This is a genomic window from Halomonas pelophila (assembly GCF_040196315.1).
GTDB classification, from domain to species: Bacteria; Pseudomonadota; Gammaproteobacteria; order Pseudomonadales; family Halomonadaceae; genus Halomonas; species Halomonas pelophila.
This window is the reverse complement of the sequence record NZ_JBEGCI010000006.1, coordinates 95220-111640: the sequence shown is the minus strand read 5'-3', so window position 1 is coordinate 111640 and position 16421 is coordinate 95220. Positions and strand designations below refer to the sequence as shown.

The 16421-nt window shown below is 70.2% G+C and carries 20 protein-coding genes; 6 read left to right on the top strand and 14 right to left on the bottom strand.

The window, feature by feature from the left end; all coding sequences use genetic code 11:
- Positions 1-97: 97 nt before the first annotated feature.
- Positions 98-313: a 30S ribosomal protein S21 gene (rpsU, locus tag ABE957_RS08515; RefSeq protein ID WP_013333229.1), complete on the bottom strand. Its 216-nt coding sequence runs from the start codon at positions 311-313 to the stop codon at positions 98-100.
- A gap of 267 nt (positions 314-580) precedes the next feature.
- Here rpsU and tsaD point away from each other — a divergent pair, with 267 nt between their 5' ends.
- Positions 581-1618 carry a tRNA (adenosine(37)-N6)-threonylcarbamoyltransferase complex transferase subunit TsaD gene (gene tsaD / locus ABE957_RS08510; protein WP_349758235.1) on the top strand — a complete coding sequence of 346 codons (1038 nt, stop codon included), beginning with the start codon at positions 581-583 and terminating at the stop codon, positions 1616-1618.
- Between the two features lie 342 nt (positions 1619-1960).
- Here tsaD and plsY read toward each other — a convergent pair whose 3' ends face one another.
- The gene (gene plsY / locus ABE957_RS08505) at positions 1961-2548 is read right to left on the bottom strand and encodes a glycerol-3-phosphate 1-O-acyltransferase PlsY (protein WP_432765410.1); all 588 of its coding nucleotides are present in this window, start codon (positions 2546-2548) and stop codon (positions 1961-1963) included.
- A gap of 195 nt (positions 2549-2743) precedes the next feature.
- On the opposite strand from plsY, the gene folB reads away from it, so the two are divergent.
- Complete coding sequence (gene folB, locus ABE957_RS08500) at positions 2744-3109, top strand: dihydroneopterin aldolase (RefSeq protein ID WP_349758234.1); 366 nt, start codon at positions 2744-2746, stop codon at positions 3107-3109.
- Positions 3109-3627 (top strand): 2-amino-4-hydroxy-6-hydroxymethyldihydropteridine diphosphokinase, encoded by a 519-nt coding sequence (folK, locus tag ABE957_RS08495; RefSeq protein ID WP_349758233.1) that lies wholly within the window; start codon positions 3109-3111, stop codon positions 3625-3627. The genes folB and folK overlap by 1 nt, the downstream gene beginning before the upstream one ends.
- Positions 3628-3636: 9 nt before the next feature.
- Here the strand turns inward: folK and ABE957_RS08490 are convergent, their stop codons facing one another.
- The 8 genes from ABE957_RS08490 to ABE957_RS08455 form a co-directional block, all read right to left on the bottom strand.
- Positions 3637-4791 (bottom strand): tRNA nucleotidyltransferase/poly(A) polymerase-related protein, encoded by a 1155-nt coding sequence (locus tag ABE957_RS08490; protein WP_349758232.1) that lies wholly within the window; start codon positions 4789-4791, stop codon positions 3637-3639.
- 3 nt (positions 4792-4794) lie between these two features.
- Positions 4795-5124 carry a thiosulfate sulfurtransferase GlpE gene (glpE, locus tag ABE957_RS08485; protein WP_349758231.1) on the bottom strand — a complete coding sequence of 110 codons (330 nt, stop codon included), beginning with the start codon at positions 5122-5124 and terminating at the stop codon, positions 4795-4797.
- 37 nt (positions 5125-5161) lie between these two features.
- Positions 5162-5983, bottom strand: a complete 822-nt coding sequence (locus tag ABE957_RS08480; protein ID WP_349758230.1) for a symmetrical bis(5'-nucleosyl)-tetraphosphatase — start codon at positions 5981-5983, stop codon at positions 5162-5164.
- A 31-nt stretch (positions 5984-6014) separates the two neighbouring features.
- The gene (gene apaG, locus ABE957_RS08475) at positions 6015-6413 is read right to left on the bottom strand and encodes a Co2+/Mg2+ efflux protein ApaG (RefSeq protein WP_349758229.1); all 399 of its coding nucleotides are present in this window, start codon (positions 6411-6413) and stop codon (positions 6015-6017) included.
- Positions 6410-7228 carry a 16S rRNA (adenine(1518)-N(6)/adenine(1519)-N(6))-dimethyltransferase RsmA gene (rsmA, locus tag ABE957_RS08470; protein WP_349758228.1) on the bottom strand — a complete coding sequence of 273 codons (819 nt, stop codon included), beginning with the start codon at positions 7226-7228 and terminating at the stop codon, positions 6410-6412. The genes apaG and rsmA overlap by 4 nt, the downstream gene beginning before the upstream one ends.
- 168 nt (positions 7229-7396) lie before the next feature.
- The gene (pdxA, locus tag ABE957_RS08465) at positions 7397-8440 is read right to left on the bottom strand and encodes a 4-hydroxythreonine-4-phosphate dehydrogenase PdxA (protein WP_349758227.1); all 1044 of its coding nucleotides are present in this window, start codon (positions 8438-8440) and stop codon (positions 7397-7399) included.
- Positions 8440-9084, bottom strand: coding sequence for a SurA N-terminal domain-containing protein (locus ABE957_RS08460; protein WP_349758226.1), 645 nt, complete (start codon positions 9082-9084; stop codon positions 8440-8442). Before ABE957_RS08460 ends, pdxA begins: the two co-directional genes overlap by 1 nt.
- Positions 9085-9116: 32 nt before the next feature.
- Positions 9117-11546, bottom strand: coding sequence for an LPS-assembly protein LptD (locus ABE957_RS08455; protein ID WP_349758225.1), 2430 nt, complete (start codon positions 11544-11546; stop codon positions 9117-9119).
- Between the two features lie 164 nt (positions 11547-11710).
- Here ABE957_RS08455 and ABE957_RS08450 point away from each other — a divergent pair, with 164 nt between their 5' ends.
- The 3 genes from ABE957_RS08450 to ABE957_RS08440 all read left to right on the top strand — a co-directional run bounded on the left by ABE957_RS08450 (position 11711) and on the right by ABE957_RS08440 (position 13884).
- Positions 11711-12736 (top strand): aminoglycoside phosphotransferase family protein, encoded by a 1026-nt coding sequence (locus ABE957_RS08450; RefSeq protein ID WP_349758224.1) that lies wholly within the window; start codon positions 11711-11713, stop codon positions 12734-12736.
- The gene (murU, locus tag ABE957_RS08445; protein ID WP_349758223.1) at positions 12733-13395 is read left to right on the top strand and encodes an N-acetylmuramate alpha-1-phosphate uridylyltransferase MurU; all 663 of its coding nucleotides are present in this window, start codon (positions 12733-12735) and stop codon (positions 13393-13395) included. Before ABE957_RS08450 ends, murU begins: the two co-directional genes overlap by 4 nt.
- 69 nt (positions 13396-13464) lie before the next feature.
- The gene (locus ABE957_RS08440) at positions 13465-13884 is read left to right on the top strand and encodes an OsmC family protein (RefSeq protein WP_349758222.1); all 420 of its coding nucleotides are present in this window, start codon (positions 13465-13467) and stop codon (positions 13882-13884) included.
- Between the two features lie 126 nt (positions 13885-14010).
- Here ABE957_RS08440 and coq7 read toward each other — a convergent pair whose 3' ends face one another.
- From coq7 to ABE957_RS08420, 4 genes are all read right to left on the bottom strand, one after another.
- Positions 14011-14655: a 2-polyprenyl-3-methyl-6-methoxy-1,4-benzoquinone monooxygenase gene (gene coq7, locus ABE957_RS08435; protein ID WP_349758221.1), complete on the bottom strand. Its 645-nt coding sequence runs from the start codon at positions 14653-14655 to the stop codon at positions 14011-14013.
- Positions 14656-14728: 73 nt separating this feature from the next.
- A complete protein-coding gene (locus ABE957_RS08430; RefSeq protein ID WP_349758220.1) occupies positions 14729-15073 on the bottom strand; it encodes a histidine triad nucleotide-binding protein in 345 nt (114 codons plus the stop codon).
- A gap of 35 nt (positions 15074-15108) precedes the next feature.
- Entirely contained in the window at positions 15109-15981 is an 873-nt protein-coding gene (locus ABE957_RS08425; RefSeq protein ID WP_349758219.1) for a phosphoribulokinase, read from the bottom strand.
- On the bottom strand, positions 15981-16415 hold the full coding sequence (locus tag ABE957_RS08420) for an acyl-CoA thioesterase (RefSeq protein ID WP_349758218.1): 435 nt from the start codon (positions 16413-16415) through the stop codon (positions 15981-15983). The genes ABE957_RS08425 and ABE957_RS08420 overlap by 1 nt, the downstream gene beginning before the upstream one ends.
- Positions 16416-16421 lie beyond the last annotated feature (6 nt).

Here is a 16421-nt window from a genome sequence, read left to right as displayed (position 1 = left end):
GAGGAGGCGACAAAAACAAGCGGCCACCGTTAGGCGGCCGCTTGGCGTCCCTCTTGAGACGGCATGGGCCGGATGCCCTCACCGACTCCAGTACGGATCAATAGAGCCGTTCGAAACGCTTGCGCTCACGCTGAAGCTTCTTGGCATGGCGCTTGACGGCCGCGGCCGCCTTACGCTTGCGCTCTGCGGTCGGCTTCTCGTACTGCTCGCGACGACGCACTTCCGAGAGGACACCGGCCTTTTCACAGGAACGCTTGAAGCGACGCAGCGCGACGTCAAACGGCTCGTTATCACGTACTTTGACAGAAGGCATTAAGCACTCACCTACCTTGGGTAACTTGAGTTCGGTTTGTACGCACACCCGGTGGGGTCCGTCACCACCACGAAACACGCCCCGGAATCGCCAGGCGAACCGGAACGATGCGTGAATACGCGGGGAATGGCCCCTGGGTGCACGACCCAGTCTTGCAGCGGACAGTATTCTAGTCGTCCGACCGAGCTCGTGCAAATCGTTTCCCTGCTGCCGACAGGGGACAAAATGCGTAGAATGCCGCCATCCACGCATTACCGAGCCGATATCATGCGCGTACTGGGCATCGAGACCTCCTGCGACGAGACCGGCGTCGCCCTCTTCGACACCGAGCGCGGCCTCGTCGCCGACGCCCTCTACAGCCAGATCGCCATGCACGCCGAGTACGGTGGCGTGGTGCCGGAACTCGCTTCCCGCGACCACACTCGCCGGCTGCTGCCGCTGATCCAGCAGGTGTTGGACAAGGCCGGTCTGACCCGCGGCGAGCTCGACGCCATCGCCTACACCGCCGGCCCCGGCCTGGTCGGCGCGCTGATGGTCGGCGCCAGCACCGCCCACGGCATGGCCCGGGCGCTGGACATCCCGGTGCTCGGCGTCCACCACATGGAGGGCCACTTGCTGGCCCCCATGCTGGAGGACGAGCCGCCCGGCTTCCCCTTCGTGGCGCTGCTGGTCTCCGGCGGCCACACCCAGCTGGTCGAGGTGCAGGGGCTGGGTCGCTACCGCCTGCTCGGCGAGTCGGTGGACGACGCGGCGGGCGAGGCCTTCGACAAGGCGGCCAAGATGCTCGGGCTCGCTTACCCCGGCGGCCCCCAAGTGGCGCGCCTCGCCGAGCAGGGCGACCCCAAGCGGCTGCGCTTCCCGCGGCCCATGACCGACCGCCCGGGCCTGAACTTCAGCTTCTCGGGGCTCAAGACCCACACCCTGACCGCCATCCGCCAGCTGGAGCGCGCCGGCGAGCTCGACGACCAGGCCCGTGCCGACGTGGCCCGCGCCTTCGAGGAGGCGGTGGTCGACACCCTGGTGATCAAGTGCCGCCGCGCCCTCGACCAGACGGGCCTCAAGCGCCTGGTGGTGGCCGGCGGCGTGAGTGCCAACGTGCGGCTGCGCGAGCGACTGGAGCGCGAATGCGCCAAGCGCGACGCCCGGGCCTACTATCCGCGCGGACGCTTCTGCACCGACAACGGGGCGATGATTGCCTACGTGGGGGCTCAGCGCCTGCTGGCCGGCGAGCACGACGAGACCGGCATCATGAAGGCGGTGCCACGCTGGCCGATGGATGAGCTTCAGGCGCCCGCCAAGGCGTGAAAACCACGATGATCGCGCTCTTTACGGTCCCAGCGCCCAGCGCCTGCTGGCCGGGGAGCATGACGAGACCGGCATCATGAAGGCGGTACCGCGCTGGCCGATGGACGGCCTGGAAGCTCCCGCCGCACGCACGCGGTAAAGGCCGCGCAACAAGACTCGCGACCCCGGGAACGAAACCCTGCCACTTCGCTTGCCGCCTGCACGTCGGGGCACAACATAATCCCTCACGGGTGCCCCTCACTCGACGTCCCTGTCGATTGACGTGCGCGGCTGCGCTCGTTGCCAGCGTCCCCGGGTATATATCGCGTCGTTTCGTTGCCCGGCCTTCCGACATCGGGCACCTTACAGCCCTGACTCCTCACCGCGTCTGAGACGGCGGATATTGAGCGCGTGGCGACCGAGCACCAGCAGCGTGAAGACCATCACCACCCCCACGAACTCCGGCGCCAGCCAGATACTGGCCAGCGGGGCCATGGCGGCGCTCGCCAGCGACGCCACGGCCGCGGTGCGCACCCGCCAGGCCAGCAGGGTCCAGAGCGCGGCGCAGCAGAGCGCCACCCAGGGAGTGAGGACCAGCATCACACCGAACGCGCTGGCCACCCCCTTGCCGCCGCGAAAGCGGTGCCAGGCCGGATAGGCATGCCCCAGTAGCACGCCGAGCCCGACGAGACCCAGCCCCCAGGGCGGCAGGCCGACACCCATGGCGAGCCACAGCACCGGCATGCCCTTGATCACGTCGACGAGCAGGGTAGCCAGGGCGAGGCGCGGGCCGTACAGGCGCAGCACGTTGGAGAAGCCCGGATTGGCTGAGCCGGCGAGTCGCGGATCGCCCACGCCGGCCCATCGACACACCGCGAGGGCGCCGAGCCAGGTGCCGCTGAGATAGCCGATCGCCATCAGCGGCAGGATGAGGTCGAGTGGCGCCTCCACGGGCGGGCTCCTCCGGGGTGATGCCTCGATTCTGCCAGCCAGGGGCCAGGGACGACAGGCCGGCGGCCTGCAGTGTCGCCGGGCAGCGCGCTGGCGTACAATCTGGCGCCTGCAGGCGGACCCTCGCCTATCCTGTCCGCATCAACCAGGTCCGCAACGACCGAGGCCACAACAACCAATGACCGGGGAGCCCCGATGGATCTTGTGCTGATCGACGCGCTCGAGGTGGATACCGTGATCGGCGTCTACGACTGGGAGCGCACCATCACCCAGACGCTGCGCCTCGACCTGGCGCTGGGCACCGATATCCGTCCCGCCGCGGCGGGCGACGACATCGCCCAGACCCTGGACTACGCCGCCATCAGCGAGCGCATCGCCGGCTTCGCCAGGGAGCATCAGTTTGCCCTGGTGGAGACCTTCGCCGAGCGCCTGGCCGAGACCCTGCGCGCCGAGTTCGCCATCGCCTGGCTGCGCCTGACCGTGCGCAAGCCCGGCGCCGTGGCGGCGGCCAGCGCGGTGGGGGTCTCCATCGAGCGCGGCACCCGACCGGGAGACGCCTGATGGCCCGGGTTACCGTCAGCATCGGCAGCAACATCGAACGCGAGCATCACGTCCTGGCCTGCCTCGACGCGCTGGCAGAGACCTTCGGGGCGCTCGATGTCTCGCGGGTCTTCGAGAGCGAGCCGGTGGGCTTCGAGGACGGTCGCAACTTCTACAACCTGGTGGTGGCCTTCGAGAGCGAGCGTTCGGTGGGCGAGCTGCAGGCCTGGTGCAAGCATCTGGAGTTCGCCCACGGCCGGCTCAAGGATGTGCCCAAGTTCAGCCCGCGGACCCTGGACATCGATCTGCTCACCGTGGGCGCGCTCAGCGGCCGCCACGATGGCGTCGAGCTGCCCCGCGGCGAGATCCTGCACCACGCCTTCGTGCTGCAGCCGCTGGCCGAACTGCTGCCCGAGGCGCGCCACCCGCTCACCGGCGAGACCTATCGCGACCACTGGGCCCGCTTCGCGGCCGACGAGCAGCGCCTCTGGCCGGTGGACTTCACTTGGCAGGGGCGCCGCCTCTCCCGTGCGGAGTAGCCTGCGCGGTCATGCCTCGGGGTCGGCGAGCGCCCCCTCGATGGCCTCCCAGCGGCGCCGCGCCAGCTCCTCGCCGAGCTCGCGCCCCTGATAGCCCTCCGCCACCAGCGCCCTGGGCAGGATCTGCACCGCCAGTCGCCAGGCCAGTGCCAGGTCCTCGGCCAGCGCCGGGGCATCCAGGCTCACCAGGCTGATCAACGGCGCCACCCGGTCGCTGCGGCGCCACGCATCGATGCCGTCGAGCCAGCGCATCACCTGGGCCCCGCATAGCCCGTTGGCCGCGACCTGCCGGCAAAGGGCCCGGGTCCGGGCCGCCTGGGTGGCCAGCTCGCGATGCGCCCGCGGCAGGCGCAGCCGCTCGGAGAGCGCCTCACGCGCGTCGTCATCCAGGTGCTCGACCAGGCGCGCCCAGCGCCAGCGTACCTGCGCCTCGGCCTCGATGTCCTCGGGCAGCCGATGCAGGCGCCCCAGCGCCGCGTCGAGGTCCGCATCATCCTCGGCCAGCTCCGGCATCAGCACGGCGAGCGCCCCGCACGCCTCGAGCACCTGGAAGTAGACCTCCGGCCAGGGCTCGGAGAGCGCCTTCTCGGTCTCGGTCCAGACCCGCTCGGCCACCAGGTGCGCAAGCTCGCCGCTCGCCACCAGCGAGCGCATCAGCGCGCGGGTCTCCTCGGCGATGACGAAGCCCAGTCCGGCGTAGCGGGAGAGGAAGCGCGCCGTGCGCAGCACCCGCAGCGGATCCTCGACGAAGGCCGGCGAGACATGACGCAGGCGACGCGCCTCGAGGTCGGCGAGCCCGTCGTAGGGATCGACCAGCGCGCCCTCGGGGGTCTCGGCCATGGCGTTGATGGTCAGGTCGCGCCGCGCCAGGTCCTCCTCCAGCGTGACCTCGGGGCTCGCATGCACGACGAAGCCGGTGTAGCCGTGGCCCGACTTGCGCTCGGTGCGCGCCAGGGCGAACTCCTCGTGGCTCAGCGGATGCAGGAAGACCGGAAAGTCGCGCCCCACCGGCTTGAAGCCGCGGCGCTGCATCTCCTCGGCGGTGGCGCCGACCACCACCCAGTCGGTGTCCTTGACCGGCCAGCCCAGGAGGGCATCGCGCACCGCCCCGCCGACGCGATAGACCTCGAGGCCCTCGAGGTGGCGATCATCGCTCGCGCTCATGGCTCAGCGCTCCACGCGGTCGGGGAGACGGTGCTGCCAGTCGGTGAAGCCGCCATCGAGGCTGTAGACCTCGGCGAAGCCCTGGCCGGCCAGCCAGGCCGCCGCCTGCTGGCTGGAGTGGCCGTGGTAGCAGATCACCACCAGCGGCGCCTGGCGCGGGGCCTCGCTGAGAAAGGCGTCGACGGTGTCGTTACCCAGGCGCTGGCTGCCGGGCACGTGCCCCTGGGCGAAGCTCTGAGGGTCGCGGATATCGACCAGGGTGAGGGGCGCGTCGCCCTCAAGCCAGTCGGCCAGGGACGCGATGTCGAGGTGGCGGAAGGGAGCGGTGGTCATCACGGGCCTCTCGTCGTCGGGGATCGTCTCGGGGGAGTCACTGGCGGCTGGGCACGCTGATGCGCCGACCGCTCTCGAGCTCCAGGGCGGTCAGCCGGCTGCCCCAGACGCAGCCGGTATCCAGCGCCTCGGCGCGCACGCGGCTCTCGGGCGTTTCGCCCTGAAGGGCCGCCCAGTGGCCGAACAGCAGCCAGGGGTCATCCTGGCGGGGGTACTGGAACCAGGGGGCGAAACCGGACGGGGCGCTGTCGAGCCCCTCCTTGGCGGCGAAGTCGAGGCAGCCCTCGGCATCGAGGAAGCGCATGCGGGTGAAGGCGTTGACGATCATCCTCAGCCGCGGGATGCCGTCGAGATCATCGCGCCAGCAGGCCGGCTCGTTGCCGTACATGGCCTCGAGGAAGGCGCCGGCCCCCTCGCCCGCGAGCCGCGCCTCGGCCTCGCCGGCCAGCGCCGCGGCCTTTTCCACCGACCACTGCGGCAGCAGGCCGGCGTGGGTCATGACGGTCTCGCCCTGCGCCGCGGAGGCTCGTCGCACCAGCAGCGGGCGCGTCTGCAGCCAGTCGAGCAGGCGCTCGCGATCCGGGGCGGCGAGGATCGGCGCCAGGGTGTCCTTGCGATTCTCCCGGGCTCCGCCCCGCGCCACCGCCAGCAGGTGCAGATCGTGGTTACCGAGCACGATGCTGGCCGATTCGCCCAGCGCCATCGCCTCGCGCAGGCAGGCGAGCGACCCCGGTCCGCGGTTGACCAGGTCGCCGGCGAGCCACAGCCGGTCGCGGCGCGGGTCGAAATCGAGCCGCTCGAGCAGGGCGACGAACTCCGCGTGGCAACCCTGCAGGTCACCGATGGCATAGGTGGTCATGTCGGCTCCGTTACGGTGCGTGTCACGGGATCTAGTGTACCTGGTTGGGCCCGGCCAGCCGGAAGGGGGTGATCGCCACCTCGAAGGGGCGCTGGCTGGCGGCGTCGACGCAGGTGTAGGCGCCCTCCATCACCCCCACCGGGCCGTCGAGGATCGCCCGACTGGTGTAGCGGAAGGTCTGGCCGGGGCCGATCAGCGGCTGCTGGCCGACCACGCCCTTGCCGCGCACCTCCTGCACCTTGCCGCTGCCCTGGGTGATCTTCCAGTAGCGGGCCATCAGCTGGACGCTGTGATCGGAGGCGTTGTGCACGGTGACGGTGTAGCTGAAGACGAAGCGCTGCTCGCCGGGGGCAGACTCGTCAAGGCGAAAGTCCGGCGCCACGTCGACGCGAATGGCACCCTCGAGCCCCTCGGGAACCGTCAGGGTCATGAGGCCTCTCCTTCCCCGGCCGCGGCCAGGTGGTTGGCGATGCGCACGAACTCCTCGACGTCCAGTGTCTGGGGACGACGGCCGGGGTCGATGCCCAGCGCCTCGAGGGCCGCGGCATCGATGCGCCCCTTGAGGTTGTTGCGCAGCGTCTTGCGCCGCTGGCCGAAGGCCTGGCGCACCAGGTCGAAGAGCAGCGCCTCATCGCTGGCCGGATGGGGCAGGGCCTCGTGGGGCGTGAGGCGCACGATGGCCGAGTCGACCTTGGGGCGAGGCACGAAGGCCTCCGGCGGCACCGTGAACAGGGCATCGACGCGGCAGTGATACTGCGCCATCACCGACAGCCGCCCCCAGTCGGGGCCGCCCGGCGCGGCGGCCAGGCGCTCGACAACCTCCTTCTGCAGCATGAAGTGCATGTCGGCCACGGCCTCGCCGGCCTTTAGGAGGTGGACGATCAGCGGCGTGGAGATGTTGTATGGCAGGTTGCCGACGACGCGCAGCGCCGGGCCGTCGCCACGCAGGGCCTGGAAATCCACCTTCAGGGCGTCGCCCTCGTGGATGATGAAGCCGGGCTTGTCGAAGAACTGCACCCTAAGGCCGGGGATCAGGTCGCGGTCGAGCTCGATCACCTCGAGATGGCCGTCGGCGGCGTCGAGCAGCGGCTCGGTCAGGGCACCCTGGCCGGGGCCGATCTCCACCAGTCGGTCGCCGGGTCGAGGTCCGATGGCACGCACGATGCGCGAGATGACGCCGTAGTCGCGCAGGAAGTTCTGGCCGAAGCGCTTGCGGGCCTGGTGAACCGGGGGGCGGGATGCCATTCGGTGATGTCCTTCTTTCGCTAGGGTCTTGAGCAATTTTCCGTGCACGGAGCTTTTCCGACGACAGGCTTACGAGCAGGCGCTGTGAATACCTCCCTGTACGCTACCGACGCCATCCATGGCGTAGGACCTGCTCTTCAGCCTGTCCCCGGCGCTCATCCAGATCGGCTATACCGCGCGGCGCGCCATCTCGGCGGCCAGCGTCACGGCGACCCGCAGGCTGCCGGGGTCGGCGCGACCGCTGCCGGCGAGGTCCAGCGCGGTGCCGTGATCCACCGAGGTGCGCACCAGCGGCAGCCCCAGGGTGATGTTGGCGGCGCGGCCGAAGCCGGCGTACTTGAGCACGGGGAGGCCCTGGTCATGATACATGGCCAGCACCGCGTCGACGCCCTCGAGGTGGCGCGGGGTGAACAGGGTATCGGCCGGCAGGGGGCCGTCAAGGGTCAGCCCCTCGGCGCGAAGGGCCGTGAGGGCCGGGATGATGACATCCAGCTCCTCGCGCCCCAGGTGGCCGCCCTCCCCCGCATGGGGATTGAGGCCGCAGACGGCGATGCGCGGCGCGTCCACGCCGAACCAGCGCCGCAGGTCGTCATGCAGGATATGCAGCAGGCGGCTGAGCCGCGGCCCGGTGATGGCATCGGCCACCTCGCGCAGCGGCAGGTGGGTGGTGGCCAGCGCCACCCGCAGCGCGGCACCGCCCTGCCCGCTCGCCTCGCGGGCGTGCAGGGCGCTGTCGGTCGCCAGCATCATCACCACCTCGTCGACCCCGCAGGCGTCGCGCAGGTACTCGGTGTGGCCAGTGAAACCGGCATGGCCGGCATCGAGGATCACGCCCTTGTGCAGCGGCGCGGTGACCATGCCCGCCGCCCGGCCGGCATGGCAGGCGGCCAGCGCCACGTCGAGGGTCTCGAGCACGTAGGCGGCATTGGCGACATTGAGCTCGCCGGGACGCGCCGGGGCGCTCAGCGCCACGGACCACACTGGCAGCACGCCACGCCGCGGCGCGGGCGGCGCCTCATCATGGGCGAGCTCGCGGATCTCGACCTCGCGGCCGATCATGGCGGCGCGCTCGGCGAGCAGGGCCGGGTCGCCCACCGCCACCACCCGGGCCGGGGGCACCGAGTCGGCGGCCAGCATCACGGCGAGCTCCGGCCCGATGCCCGCCGGCTCGCCGCAGGTCAGGGCCAGCACGGGCGCATCCGCCGGGGACATCAGCGCGCCTCGAGGCGATCGTCGACGAAGGCGCGGCCGCGGATCTCCTGGATCCACTCTTCCATCTCGGCGTTGACCTTGCGCTGGAACAGCGCCTGGCGCGCCTGGTCGCGGCTGACGCCCTGCTGCTCCACGAAGCGATCCACCTCGCGCTCGGAGAGGTCGACCCGGCTGGCGACCCGGCGCTGCTGCAGCTGGCGCATCAGCAGCTCGCGACGCACCTGGTCGCGCACCACGCCCAGCGACAGGCCGTCGGCCTCGAGCGCATCGGCAAACTGCTCCAGGGTCATGCCGTTGCCTTCGGCGATGGCCCGCACCTGGCGGTTGAGCTCGGTGTCGTCGACGCTCAGGTTGGCCTCGCGCGCCATCTGCAGCTGGATCTCCTCGACGATCATGCGCTCCAGCACCTGCTCGCGCAGGACCGCGTCGGGGGGCGTCGCCTGCCCCCGGCCCTCGAGCTGGCTGCGCACCTGGGCGACACGGTTGTCGAGCTGGCTTGCCATGATGGCGCCCTCGTTGACCACCGCCACAATGCGGTCCAGCGGCTGACGGCCCGCGTAGGCCGACTCCTGGGCTTGCCCCATCAGGGGCAGGCCGGTCAGGCACAGGGCCAGCGCCAGGGTGGCGATACGTCGGCTGCGCATGTCTCTCTTTCCTCTCATCGGTGTCGAATGTCTCACAGGCGGCCCAGGGACGCGCTTCGGTAGCCCGGAACGGCCTGCTGGAAGTAACTGTCGGCCTCGCCGCCGACGCCGCCGAGTCCCTTGAACACGAAGCGCAGGAAGATCCCGCGGTCGGTCTGGTCGTCCTCGATGGTGTTGGCGGTGTCGTTGTCGTCGATCCACTCGCGCCACACCAGCTGCAGACCATAGCAGCAGTCGTTCCACTGGACACCCGCCAGCTGCTCCAGGGCACGGTCGTTGGTGTTGTCGTAGAGCAGCCGACCGATCAAGTCGACCTGCCGGCTGGCCTTCCAGGCGAACGACAGGTCGTACTCCTCGCGGTTGTAGGTCAGCCGGTCCTCATCCTCCTGGGAGGGATCGAAGCCCTGGATCTGCCAGCGATAGCCGAGGTTCAGCACGTGGCCGGCCGGCGCCAGGTACTGCAGGCCCAGCGAGGTGCTCTCGGTGCGCTCCAGATGGTCGTCGTAGAGCCACTGCCAGCGGCTTCGCCAGCGCTCGGTGATCTGCCAGTCCGCCCGGGTGACCAGCGGCGAGCGCTCGCGAGTCGCGCGGTAGTTGGCCTCGAAGTTCGACTCCGAGGGCAGCGTGTCGGGATCGCCCAGCATGTCGATGCTGCGATCCTCCAGGTAATAGGCCTGCCCCAGCCCCACCGAGAGCCGCTCGCGGCCGGTCTCGTCCGCCAGCAGGCGTGACTCGAGACCCAGCGAGACACGGTTCAGATCGCCCACCCGGTCGCTGCCGCTGAAGCGGTAGGGCGACCAGAGCTGATTCCAGGAGAAGGCCCGCTCGGCGGTGTCGAATTCGGGAAAGTCCGTCTGATCCCGCGCCGGCACGTAGGCGTAGTTGACCCGCGGCTCGAGGGTCTGGCGATAGTCGCGCCCGCCGAGGGCGAGTTCGCGCTCGAAGACCAGGCCGCCATCGACGCTTGCCACCGGCACGCTGCGGGTGAGCTCCTCGTCGCGGTCGGTGTCTCGCTCGCCGTAATCCAGCTGGTAGGCGGTGGCGAGCCACTCGACGCGGGGCTCCAGATACCCCCAGCTCTCGTCCATGCGCCAGCCGGTGGCCGGCGCCAGGTGCAGGCGGCTGCCGTTGGCCGCCTCGCGGAGGGGGACCCGCGTCTCATCCACGTCGCGCCAGAAGTAAGTGACATTGGAGCGCCACTGCTGGTAGAAGCCGCTGTCCTGGGACCAGCGGGCGTCGGCGGTCAGGCTCGGCAGGCGATAGAAGGGCTTGTCGCGCTCGAGCAGCGGATCATCGAGCTTCTGGTAGCCCTGGGCCTTGGCCTGCAGCTGCCAGGTGTCGCCGCGATGGTCGATCTGGGCCAGCCGCGACAGGTAGGCGGTATCGCCCTCGCCGAAGTCGCGTCCGAAGTCGTCGAAGTAGCTGCCATCGCTGGCCGCCCCGTAGCGCAGGCGATAGGGCGTGCGGGCATCCAGGCGTCCAGCGTGCCGGTAGTCGAGGTACCAGCGATCCTCACCCTCGTAGCTCGGCGTATCGTCGGGATCGCCGTCGTCGTCGGCCAGGTAGGCGCCCTCGATCTGGCCGCCGTGGTTCTCGAACAGGTAGCGGTACTCGCCGCCCAGCAGCAGGCCGCGATCGCTGATATAGCGCGGCGTGATCGTGGCGTCCTGGTCCGGGGCGATGTTCCAGTAGAAGGGCTGGGCGTAGTCGAGGGAGTCGCCGGAGAGCCCCAGCAGCGGCCACAGGAAGCCGGTCTGGCGGCGCTCATCGAGGGGAAAGCGCACCCAGGGCCAATAGAAGATCGGCACCTTGCCGACCTCCAGCCGGGCGTGCTTCGCGGTGCCGACGCCGCTCTCGCGGTCGAGCAGGATGTCGTTGCCGACCAGGCGCCACAGGTCGCTGCCCGGCTCGCAGGTGGTGAAGCTCGCCTCGGTGAGGCGGTAGCGCTCGCCGTCGAGACGGGCCAGGCGCACGGCGTCACCGCGCAGGCGCTGCTCATGGGCCACGTAGTGAGCCGTGTCGATGCTCGCGGCGTCGCTGTTCAGGGAGAACTCGGCCGAGGCGCCGCGCACCAGCAGGTTGCGGTCGCGCAGCGTCAGCGGCCCCTCGGCGTAGGCGGTCTCGCGGCTGGCGGGCACTCGCACCCGCGGCGATTCGAGCTGGGCGTCACCGCGGCGCAGCAGCACCTCGCCGTCGAGGCGGGTCTCACCGTCTTCGCCCGAGCCGGCCCGGTCGGACTCGCTCGCCACCTTCTCGCCGGGCGGCGGCGGCAGGCGGTAGTCCGGCATCACGTAGCGGCCGCGGCACAGGGCATCCGCCGGGCGCGCCTCGCCCCAGGGCTGCCAGTCGAGCTGGGCCGCCGGCAGCGACTCGGGAGGCGCCGCCGAGAGTGGCCCGCTCACCAGGCCGGCGCCGGCCAGGCCTGTCAGGGCCGTCCATGTCCACGAGTGTCGCTTGCCCATGCTCCACGATGTCCTTGGCGGGGTGAATCGGTATTATACAGGCCGCACCCGGCCTGTGCTGCCGGCGCGAGCCCTGCCATCGCCGACGATGTCGGGAGCTCAGCATGCGGGGCCCCCACGGGGCCGTCAACCGTACCCGCCCCCTCAGAAGGAGCCAGACGACGATGCCCGAGGCCACCGATCCCACGCGAACGCAGCGGCTGCATGCCTGGGCGGCCAGGCGCCACGGACTCCCCCCGGAGGCCGTCGCCCTGCGCTTCGCCGCGGGCGACGCCAGCTTCCGGCGATACTTCCGCCTGCTGCTGCCCGATGGCAGCACCCGCATGCTGATGGACGCCCCGCCCGACCGGGAAGACAGCAGCTCCTTCGTGGCCATCGCCGAGCAGTGGGGAGCGGCCGGACTACCGGTGCCGGCCCTTTACGGCGTGGACCTCGACGCCGGCTTCCTCGAGCTCGACGATCTCGACGACACGCCGCTGCAGGATCTCTTCGCGGGCGACGAAGCCCCGGCCACCCTGGCCTGGCACGAACGCGCGATCGACCTGATTCACGACCTGCAGAATCGCGCTCTCGTGGATGGCCTGCCCGCCTACGACGCCGCGCTGCTGGGCCGCGAGCTGGACCTCTTCCCCGACTGGTGCCTGGGCGAGTGGCTGGGCATCGCCCCGCCGCCGGGCTGGGCGGCCCTGCGCGAGGCGCTGATCGACTCGGCCCTCGAGCAGCCGGTGGTCGCGGTGCATCGCGACTTCGACGCCATGAACCTGATGGTGCAGGACGATGCCCTCTACCTGATCGACTTTCAGGACGCCGTGGCAGGCCCGATCAGCTACGACCTGATCTCGCTGCTGCGCGGGCGCTATTGCCGTTTTTCTCCGGCGCGCTTCGCCGCCTGGACCGAGGCCTTCCGCGTCCGAGCCATCGCCGACGGCCGACTGGCCGAGGACGTCGACGCGGCGACCTTCCTCGCCCGGGTCCAGGCCATGGCCGCCCAGCGCTCGCTCAAGGTGCTCGGCATCTTCTGCCGGCTGACCCTGCGCGACGCTCGTCAGGGCTATCTCGAGCGCCTGCCGCATTTCCTCGCTCACCTGGAGGAGAGCCTCGCCGGCCTGCCCGGCCACGAGGGCTTTCGCGCCTGGCTCGCCGACACCTTCCGCCCGGCGCTCGCGGCGCGCCTGGAGGCCAGCGCATGAAGGCGATGATCCTGGCCGCGGGGCTCGGCACCCGCATGCGCCCGCTCACCGACCACTGCCCCAAGCCGCTCCTCGAGGTGGCCGGCCGGCCGCTGATCGTTCACCACCTCGAGCGACTGCGCGCCGAGGGCATCGAGGAGGTGGTGATCAACGTCAGCTACCGGGCACAACAGATCATCGACGCCCTGGGCGACGGCGCGGCCCATGGCGTGTCCATCGCCTGGAGCCGCGAGGCAACCCCGCTGGAGACCGGCGGCGGCATCCGGCAGGCCTTGGCGCTGCTCGGCGATGCCCCCTTCCTGCTGGTCAACGGCGACATCTGGTCTGACCTGGACCTGTCGGACCTGCCCGGACTGGACGACGACCTGGCCCACCTGGTGCTGGTGGACAACCCCGACCACCACCCCGACGGCGACTTCCACCTGGACACGCGCGGCCGAGTGCACGCCGAGGGGGCGCCGCGCCTCACCTTCGCCGGCGTGAGCCTGCTCGACCCGGCGCTGGTGGCTCCCGAGGCGCCCGGCGCCTTCGGCCTGGCGCCGCTGCTCAGGCGCGCCATGGCCGACGGCCGCGTCGGCGGCACCCACCACCGCGGCGCCTGGGTCGACGTCGGCACGCCGGCGCGGCTGGCCGAGCTCGACCGCCGCCTCCGGGGCTGAGTCGCCGCCCGGCAGCTGCTATGCTGCCGAACCTGCTGTCACCGAACACAACCGAAGGATGCCTGCCCCATGAAAGCCAGCGTGAAATGGACCGACGGACGCCAATTCGTTGCCGAGAGCGGCAGCGGCCACAGCGTGATCATCGACGGCCCGCCCGACCACGGCGGCCGCAACACCGGCGCGCGCCCCATGGAGATGCTGCTGATGGGCATGGGCGGCTGCACCTCCTTCGACATCCTCAACATCCTCGAGAAGGCCCGGGCCGACGTGACCGACTGCGTGGCGAGCCTCGAGGCCGAGCGCAGCGACGAGGTGCCGAGCGTCTTCACCAAGATCCACGTGCACTTCACCATCAGCGGCCGCGGCCTGAAGGAGAAGCAGGTGGCGCGTGCCGTGGAGCTCTCCGCCGAGAAGTACTGCAGCGCCTCCATCATGCTGGTCAAGGGCGGCGTGGAGATCACCCACTCCTTCACCATCGTCGAGGAGTGAGGGCCGGTCGGCACGGCCCAGCCCCGTCACCGGCCGCCACGAAAGACCCCGCCAGGCGAACCTGGCGGGGTCTTTTATGTGCCGATGGCATCGATCCGGCGCTCTCGGCCTAGCGGGAGATCACGCCTAGACGCGATAGACGCTGGCGGTCATCACCTTGGACATTAGCTTCATGCCGAACTTGACCGGCGCGGGGAAGCGGCTGCCCCCCGCCTCCAGGGCGAGCTGGGCGTGGTGAGCCTCGTCGATGGCCATCTGGCGCAGCACGGCCCGGGAGCGATGATCGCTCGCCGGCAGCTTGACCAGGTGCTCCTCCAGGTGATGGCCGACCTGCTCCTCGGTGGCGGCCACGAAGCCGAGGCTCACCTGGTCGCCGACGGCGCCCGCCGCCGCGCCCAGGCCAAAGGAGGCCGCGTAGAACAGCGGATTGAGCAGGCTCGGGCGGTCGTGCAGTTCCTGGAGCCGCTCGTCGCACCAGGCCAGGTGGTCGATCTCCTCCTGGGAGGCCTGCTCCATCTGGCCGCGCACCTCGGGCAGCTTGGCGGTCAGCCCCTGGCCCTGGTAGAGCGCCTGGGCGCACACCTCGCCAGTGTGGTTGATACGCATCAGCCCCGCGGCGTGGCGCCGCTCCTCCGCGCTCATCGGCTCGTCGTGCACCGCCGAGGTCGCCGGCGAGACCCGCGAGGGGGTCGCCGCGTGGGGCACCAAGGTCCTCAGCACGGTATCGAACTGGTGGATCAGGTTGTCGGCACGGGATAGGGAGCGGGTCATCACTGAATCTCTCGAGAATGCACCTGATGCGTCGTACGCCGGGTCACGCGCGGCCTCGGCCGCAGGGCGCCGGCTAGCCAGCCGGCCAGGTAAAGCGACGACCGCCCATCAGGTGCATGTGAATATGATAGACGGTCTGGCCGCCGTGATCGTTGCAGTTCATCACCACCCGATAGCCGTCCTCGGCGAAGCCCTGCTCGGCCGCCAGCCTGGCGGCGGTGTACTGCAGGCGCCCCACCAGCGCCAGATCGCCCTCCTCCTCGATGTCGTTGAGGGTGGCGATGTGCCGCTTGGGCACGATCAGCATGTGGGTCGGCGCCTGGGGATTGATGTCGTTGAAGGCGAGCACGTGATCGTCTTCGAAGACGATGTCGGCGGGAATCTCGCGCTCGATGATCTTGCAGAACAGGCAATCCATGGGCGGTTCTCCTTGCGTGAGGGTCGGTGTCGGCGTCAGCGAAAGCGCCGCTGGGCCAGCAGGTGGCGCACCAGCGGCCCGAGGATCAGCTCCATGGCCAGCGACAGCCGCGAGCCAGGCACCACCAGGGTGTGGGGGCGGCTCATGAAGGCATCCTGAATCATCGCCAGCAGGTAGGGAAAGTCCACCGTCGCGGGATCGCGAAAGCGAATGACCACGAAGGACTCGGCGTCGGTGGGGATATCCTGGACCTCGAAGGGGTTGGAGGTATCCACCGTGGGCACCCGCTGGAAATTGATGTGGGTGCGCGAGAACTGCGGCTGGATGTAGCGCACGTAGTCGTCCATGCGCCCCAGGATGGTGTCGATCACCGCCTCCTGGGAGTAGCCGCGGTGGCGCATGTCGCGGTCGATCTTCTGGATCCACTCCAGGTTCATGGTCGGCGCGACCCCCACCAGCAGGTCGACGTGGCGAGCGATGTCGAGCTCGGCGGTGACTAGCCCCCCGTGAAGGCCCTCGTAGAACAGCAGGTCGGTGCCGCAGGGCAGCGACTGCCATTCGGTGAAGGTGCCGACCTGATAGCCGGCCTCGATCATCTGCTTGTCTTCGGCATGGATATAGTGGCGGTAGGAGCCGTTGCCGTGCTGGCCGTACTCCCGGAACAGCGCCTCGAGCCGGTCGAGCAGGTTGGCCTCCACCGCGAAGTGGGAGAGCTCGTCCTTGCGATCGGGCTCGTCGAGGAGGATCTGCGCCAGCTCCTGGCGGGTATAGCGATGAAAGGCATCGCCGTCGACGTAGGCGGCGTGCACGGCCTCCCGGGCGAACATCCGCTCGAAGGTGCGCTTCACCGTGGTGGTACCGGCCCCGGAGGAGCCGGTGAGGGCGATGATCGGATACTCCCGCGACATCAGCGCGCTCCCGCCAGGGTATCTCGCAGGGCCTCGGGGATCGCCACCGGGCGGCCGCTGTCGGGATCGACCAGCATCAGGTTGATCCGGGCGGTGGCGACCGTGACATCATCGGCCTCGCGCAGGATGCGATGGTAGACGCCGATCGCCTTGCGCGCCGGCGCCGGGATGGCGGTCTCCACCACCAGCGCATCGGGCCAGCGCGCCTCGGCCTGGTACTGCACGGCGAGATCGGCGGCCACGCAGGGGAAGCCGCCGAGATCCCACTCGTGAAGCCCCCGGGAGGCCAGCGCGGCGACGCGCGCCTCGTGCAGCAACGAGATCAGCGCATCGTGGCCCAGATGGCGGCCGTAGTTCATGTCGGTGATGCGCACCGTCAGCGGGTGACGGTGCATCACCTCATCGACGGGGAAGCTCAGTCGGACACGCTCCATGCTCAC

What these genes read in the sequence shown, in the direction of transcription:
- rpsU (WP_013333229.1), bottom strand. Translation starts at nt 313, where the DNA reads ATGCCTTCTGTCAAAGTACGTGATAACGAGCCGTTTGACGTCGCGCTG.
- tsaD (WP_349758235.1), top strand. Translation starts at nt 581, where the DNA reads ATGCGCGTACTGGGCATCGAGACCTCCTGCGACGAGACCGGCGTCGCC.
- folB (WP_349758234.1), top strand. Translation starts at nt 2,744, where the DNA reads ATGGATCTTGTGCTGATCGACGCGCTCGAGGTGGATACCGTGATCGGC.
- folK (WP_349758233.1), top strand. Translation starts at nt 3,109, where the DNA reads ATGGCCCGGGTTACCGTCAGCATCGGCAGCAACATCGAACGCGAGCAT.
- ABE957_RS08490 (WP_349758232.1), bottom strand. Translation starts at nt 4,791, where the DNA reads ATGAGCGCGAGCGATGATCGCCACCTCGAGGGCCTCGAGGTCTATCGC.
- glpE (WP_349758231.1), bottom strand. Translation starts at nt 5,124, where the DNA reads ATGACCACCGCTCCCTTCCGCCACCTCGACATCGCGTCCCTGGCCGAC.
- ABE957_RS08480 (WP_349758230.1), bottom strand. Translation starts at nt 5,983, where the DNA reads ATGACCACCTATGCCATCGGTGACCTGCAGGGTTGCCACGCGGAGTTC.
- apaG (WP_349758229.1), bottom strand. Translation starts at nt 6,413, where the DNA reads ATGACCCTGACGGTTCCCGAGGGGCTCGAGGGTGCCATTCGCGTCGAC.
- rsmA (WP_349758228.1), bottom strand. Translation starts at nt 7,228, where the DNA reads ATGGCATCCCGCCCCCCGGTTCACCAGGCCCGCAAGCGCTTCGGCCAG.
- pdxA (WP_349758227.1), bottom strand. Translation starts at nt 8,440, where the DNA reads ATGTCCCCGGCGGATGCGCCCGTGCTGGCCCTGACCTGCGGCGAGCCG.
- ABE957_RS08460 (WP_349758226.1), bottom strand. Translation starts at nt 9,084, where the DNA reads ATGCGCAGCCGACGTATCGCCACCCTGGCGCTGGCCCTGTGCCTGACC.
- ABE957_RS08455 (WP_349758225.1), bottom strand. Translation starts at nt 11,546, where the DNA reads ATGGGCAAGCGACACTCGTGGACATGGACGGCCCTGACAGGCCTGGCC.
- ABE957_RS08450 (WP_349758224.1), top strand. Translation starts at nt 11,711, where the DNA reads ATGCCCGAGGCCACCGATCCCACGCGAACGCAGCGGCTGCATGCCTGG.
- murU (WP_349758223.1), top strand. Translation starts at nt 12,733, where the DNA reads ATGAAGGCGATGATCCTGGCCGCGGGGCTCGGCACCCGCATGCGCCCG.
- ABE957_RS08440 (WP_349758222.1), top strand. Translation starts at nt 13,465, where the DNA reads ATGAAAGCCAGCGTGAAATGGACCGACGGACGCCAATTCGTTGCCGAG.
- coq7 (WP_349758221.1), bottom strand. Translation starts at nt 14,655, where the DNA reads ATGACCCGCTCCCTATCCCGTGCCGACAACCTGATCCACCAGTTCGAT.
- ABE957_RS08430 (WP_349758220.1), bottom strand. Translation starts at nt 15,073, where the DNA reads ATGGATTGCCTGTTCTGCAAGATCATCGAGCGCGAGATTCCCGCCGAC.
- ABE957_RS08425 (WP_349758219.1), bottom strand. Translation starts at nt 15,981, where the DNA reads ATGTCGCGGGAGTATCCGATCATCGCCCTCACCGGCTCCTCCGGGGCC.
- ABE957_RS08420 (WP_349758218.1), bottom strand. Translation starts at nt 16,415, where the DNA reads ATGGAGCGTGTCCGACTGAGCTTCCCCGTCGATGAGGTGATGCACCGT.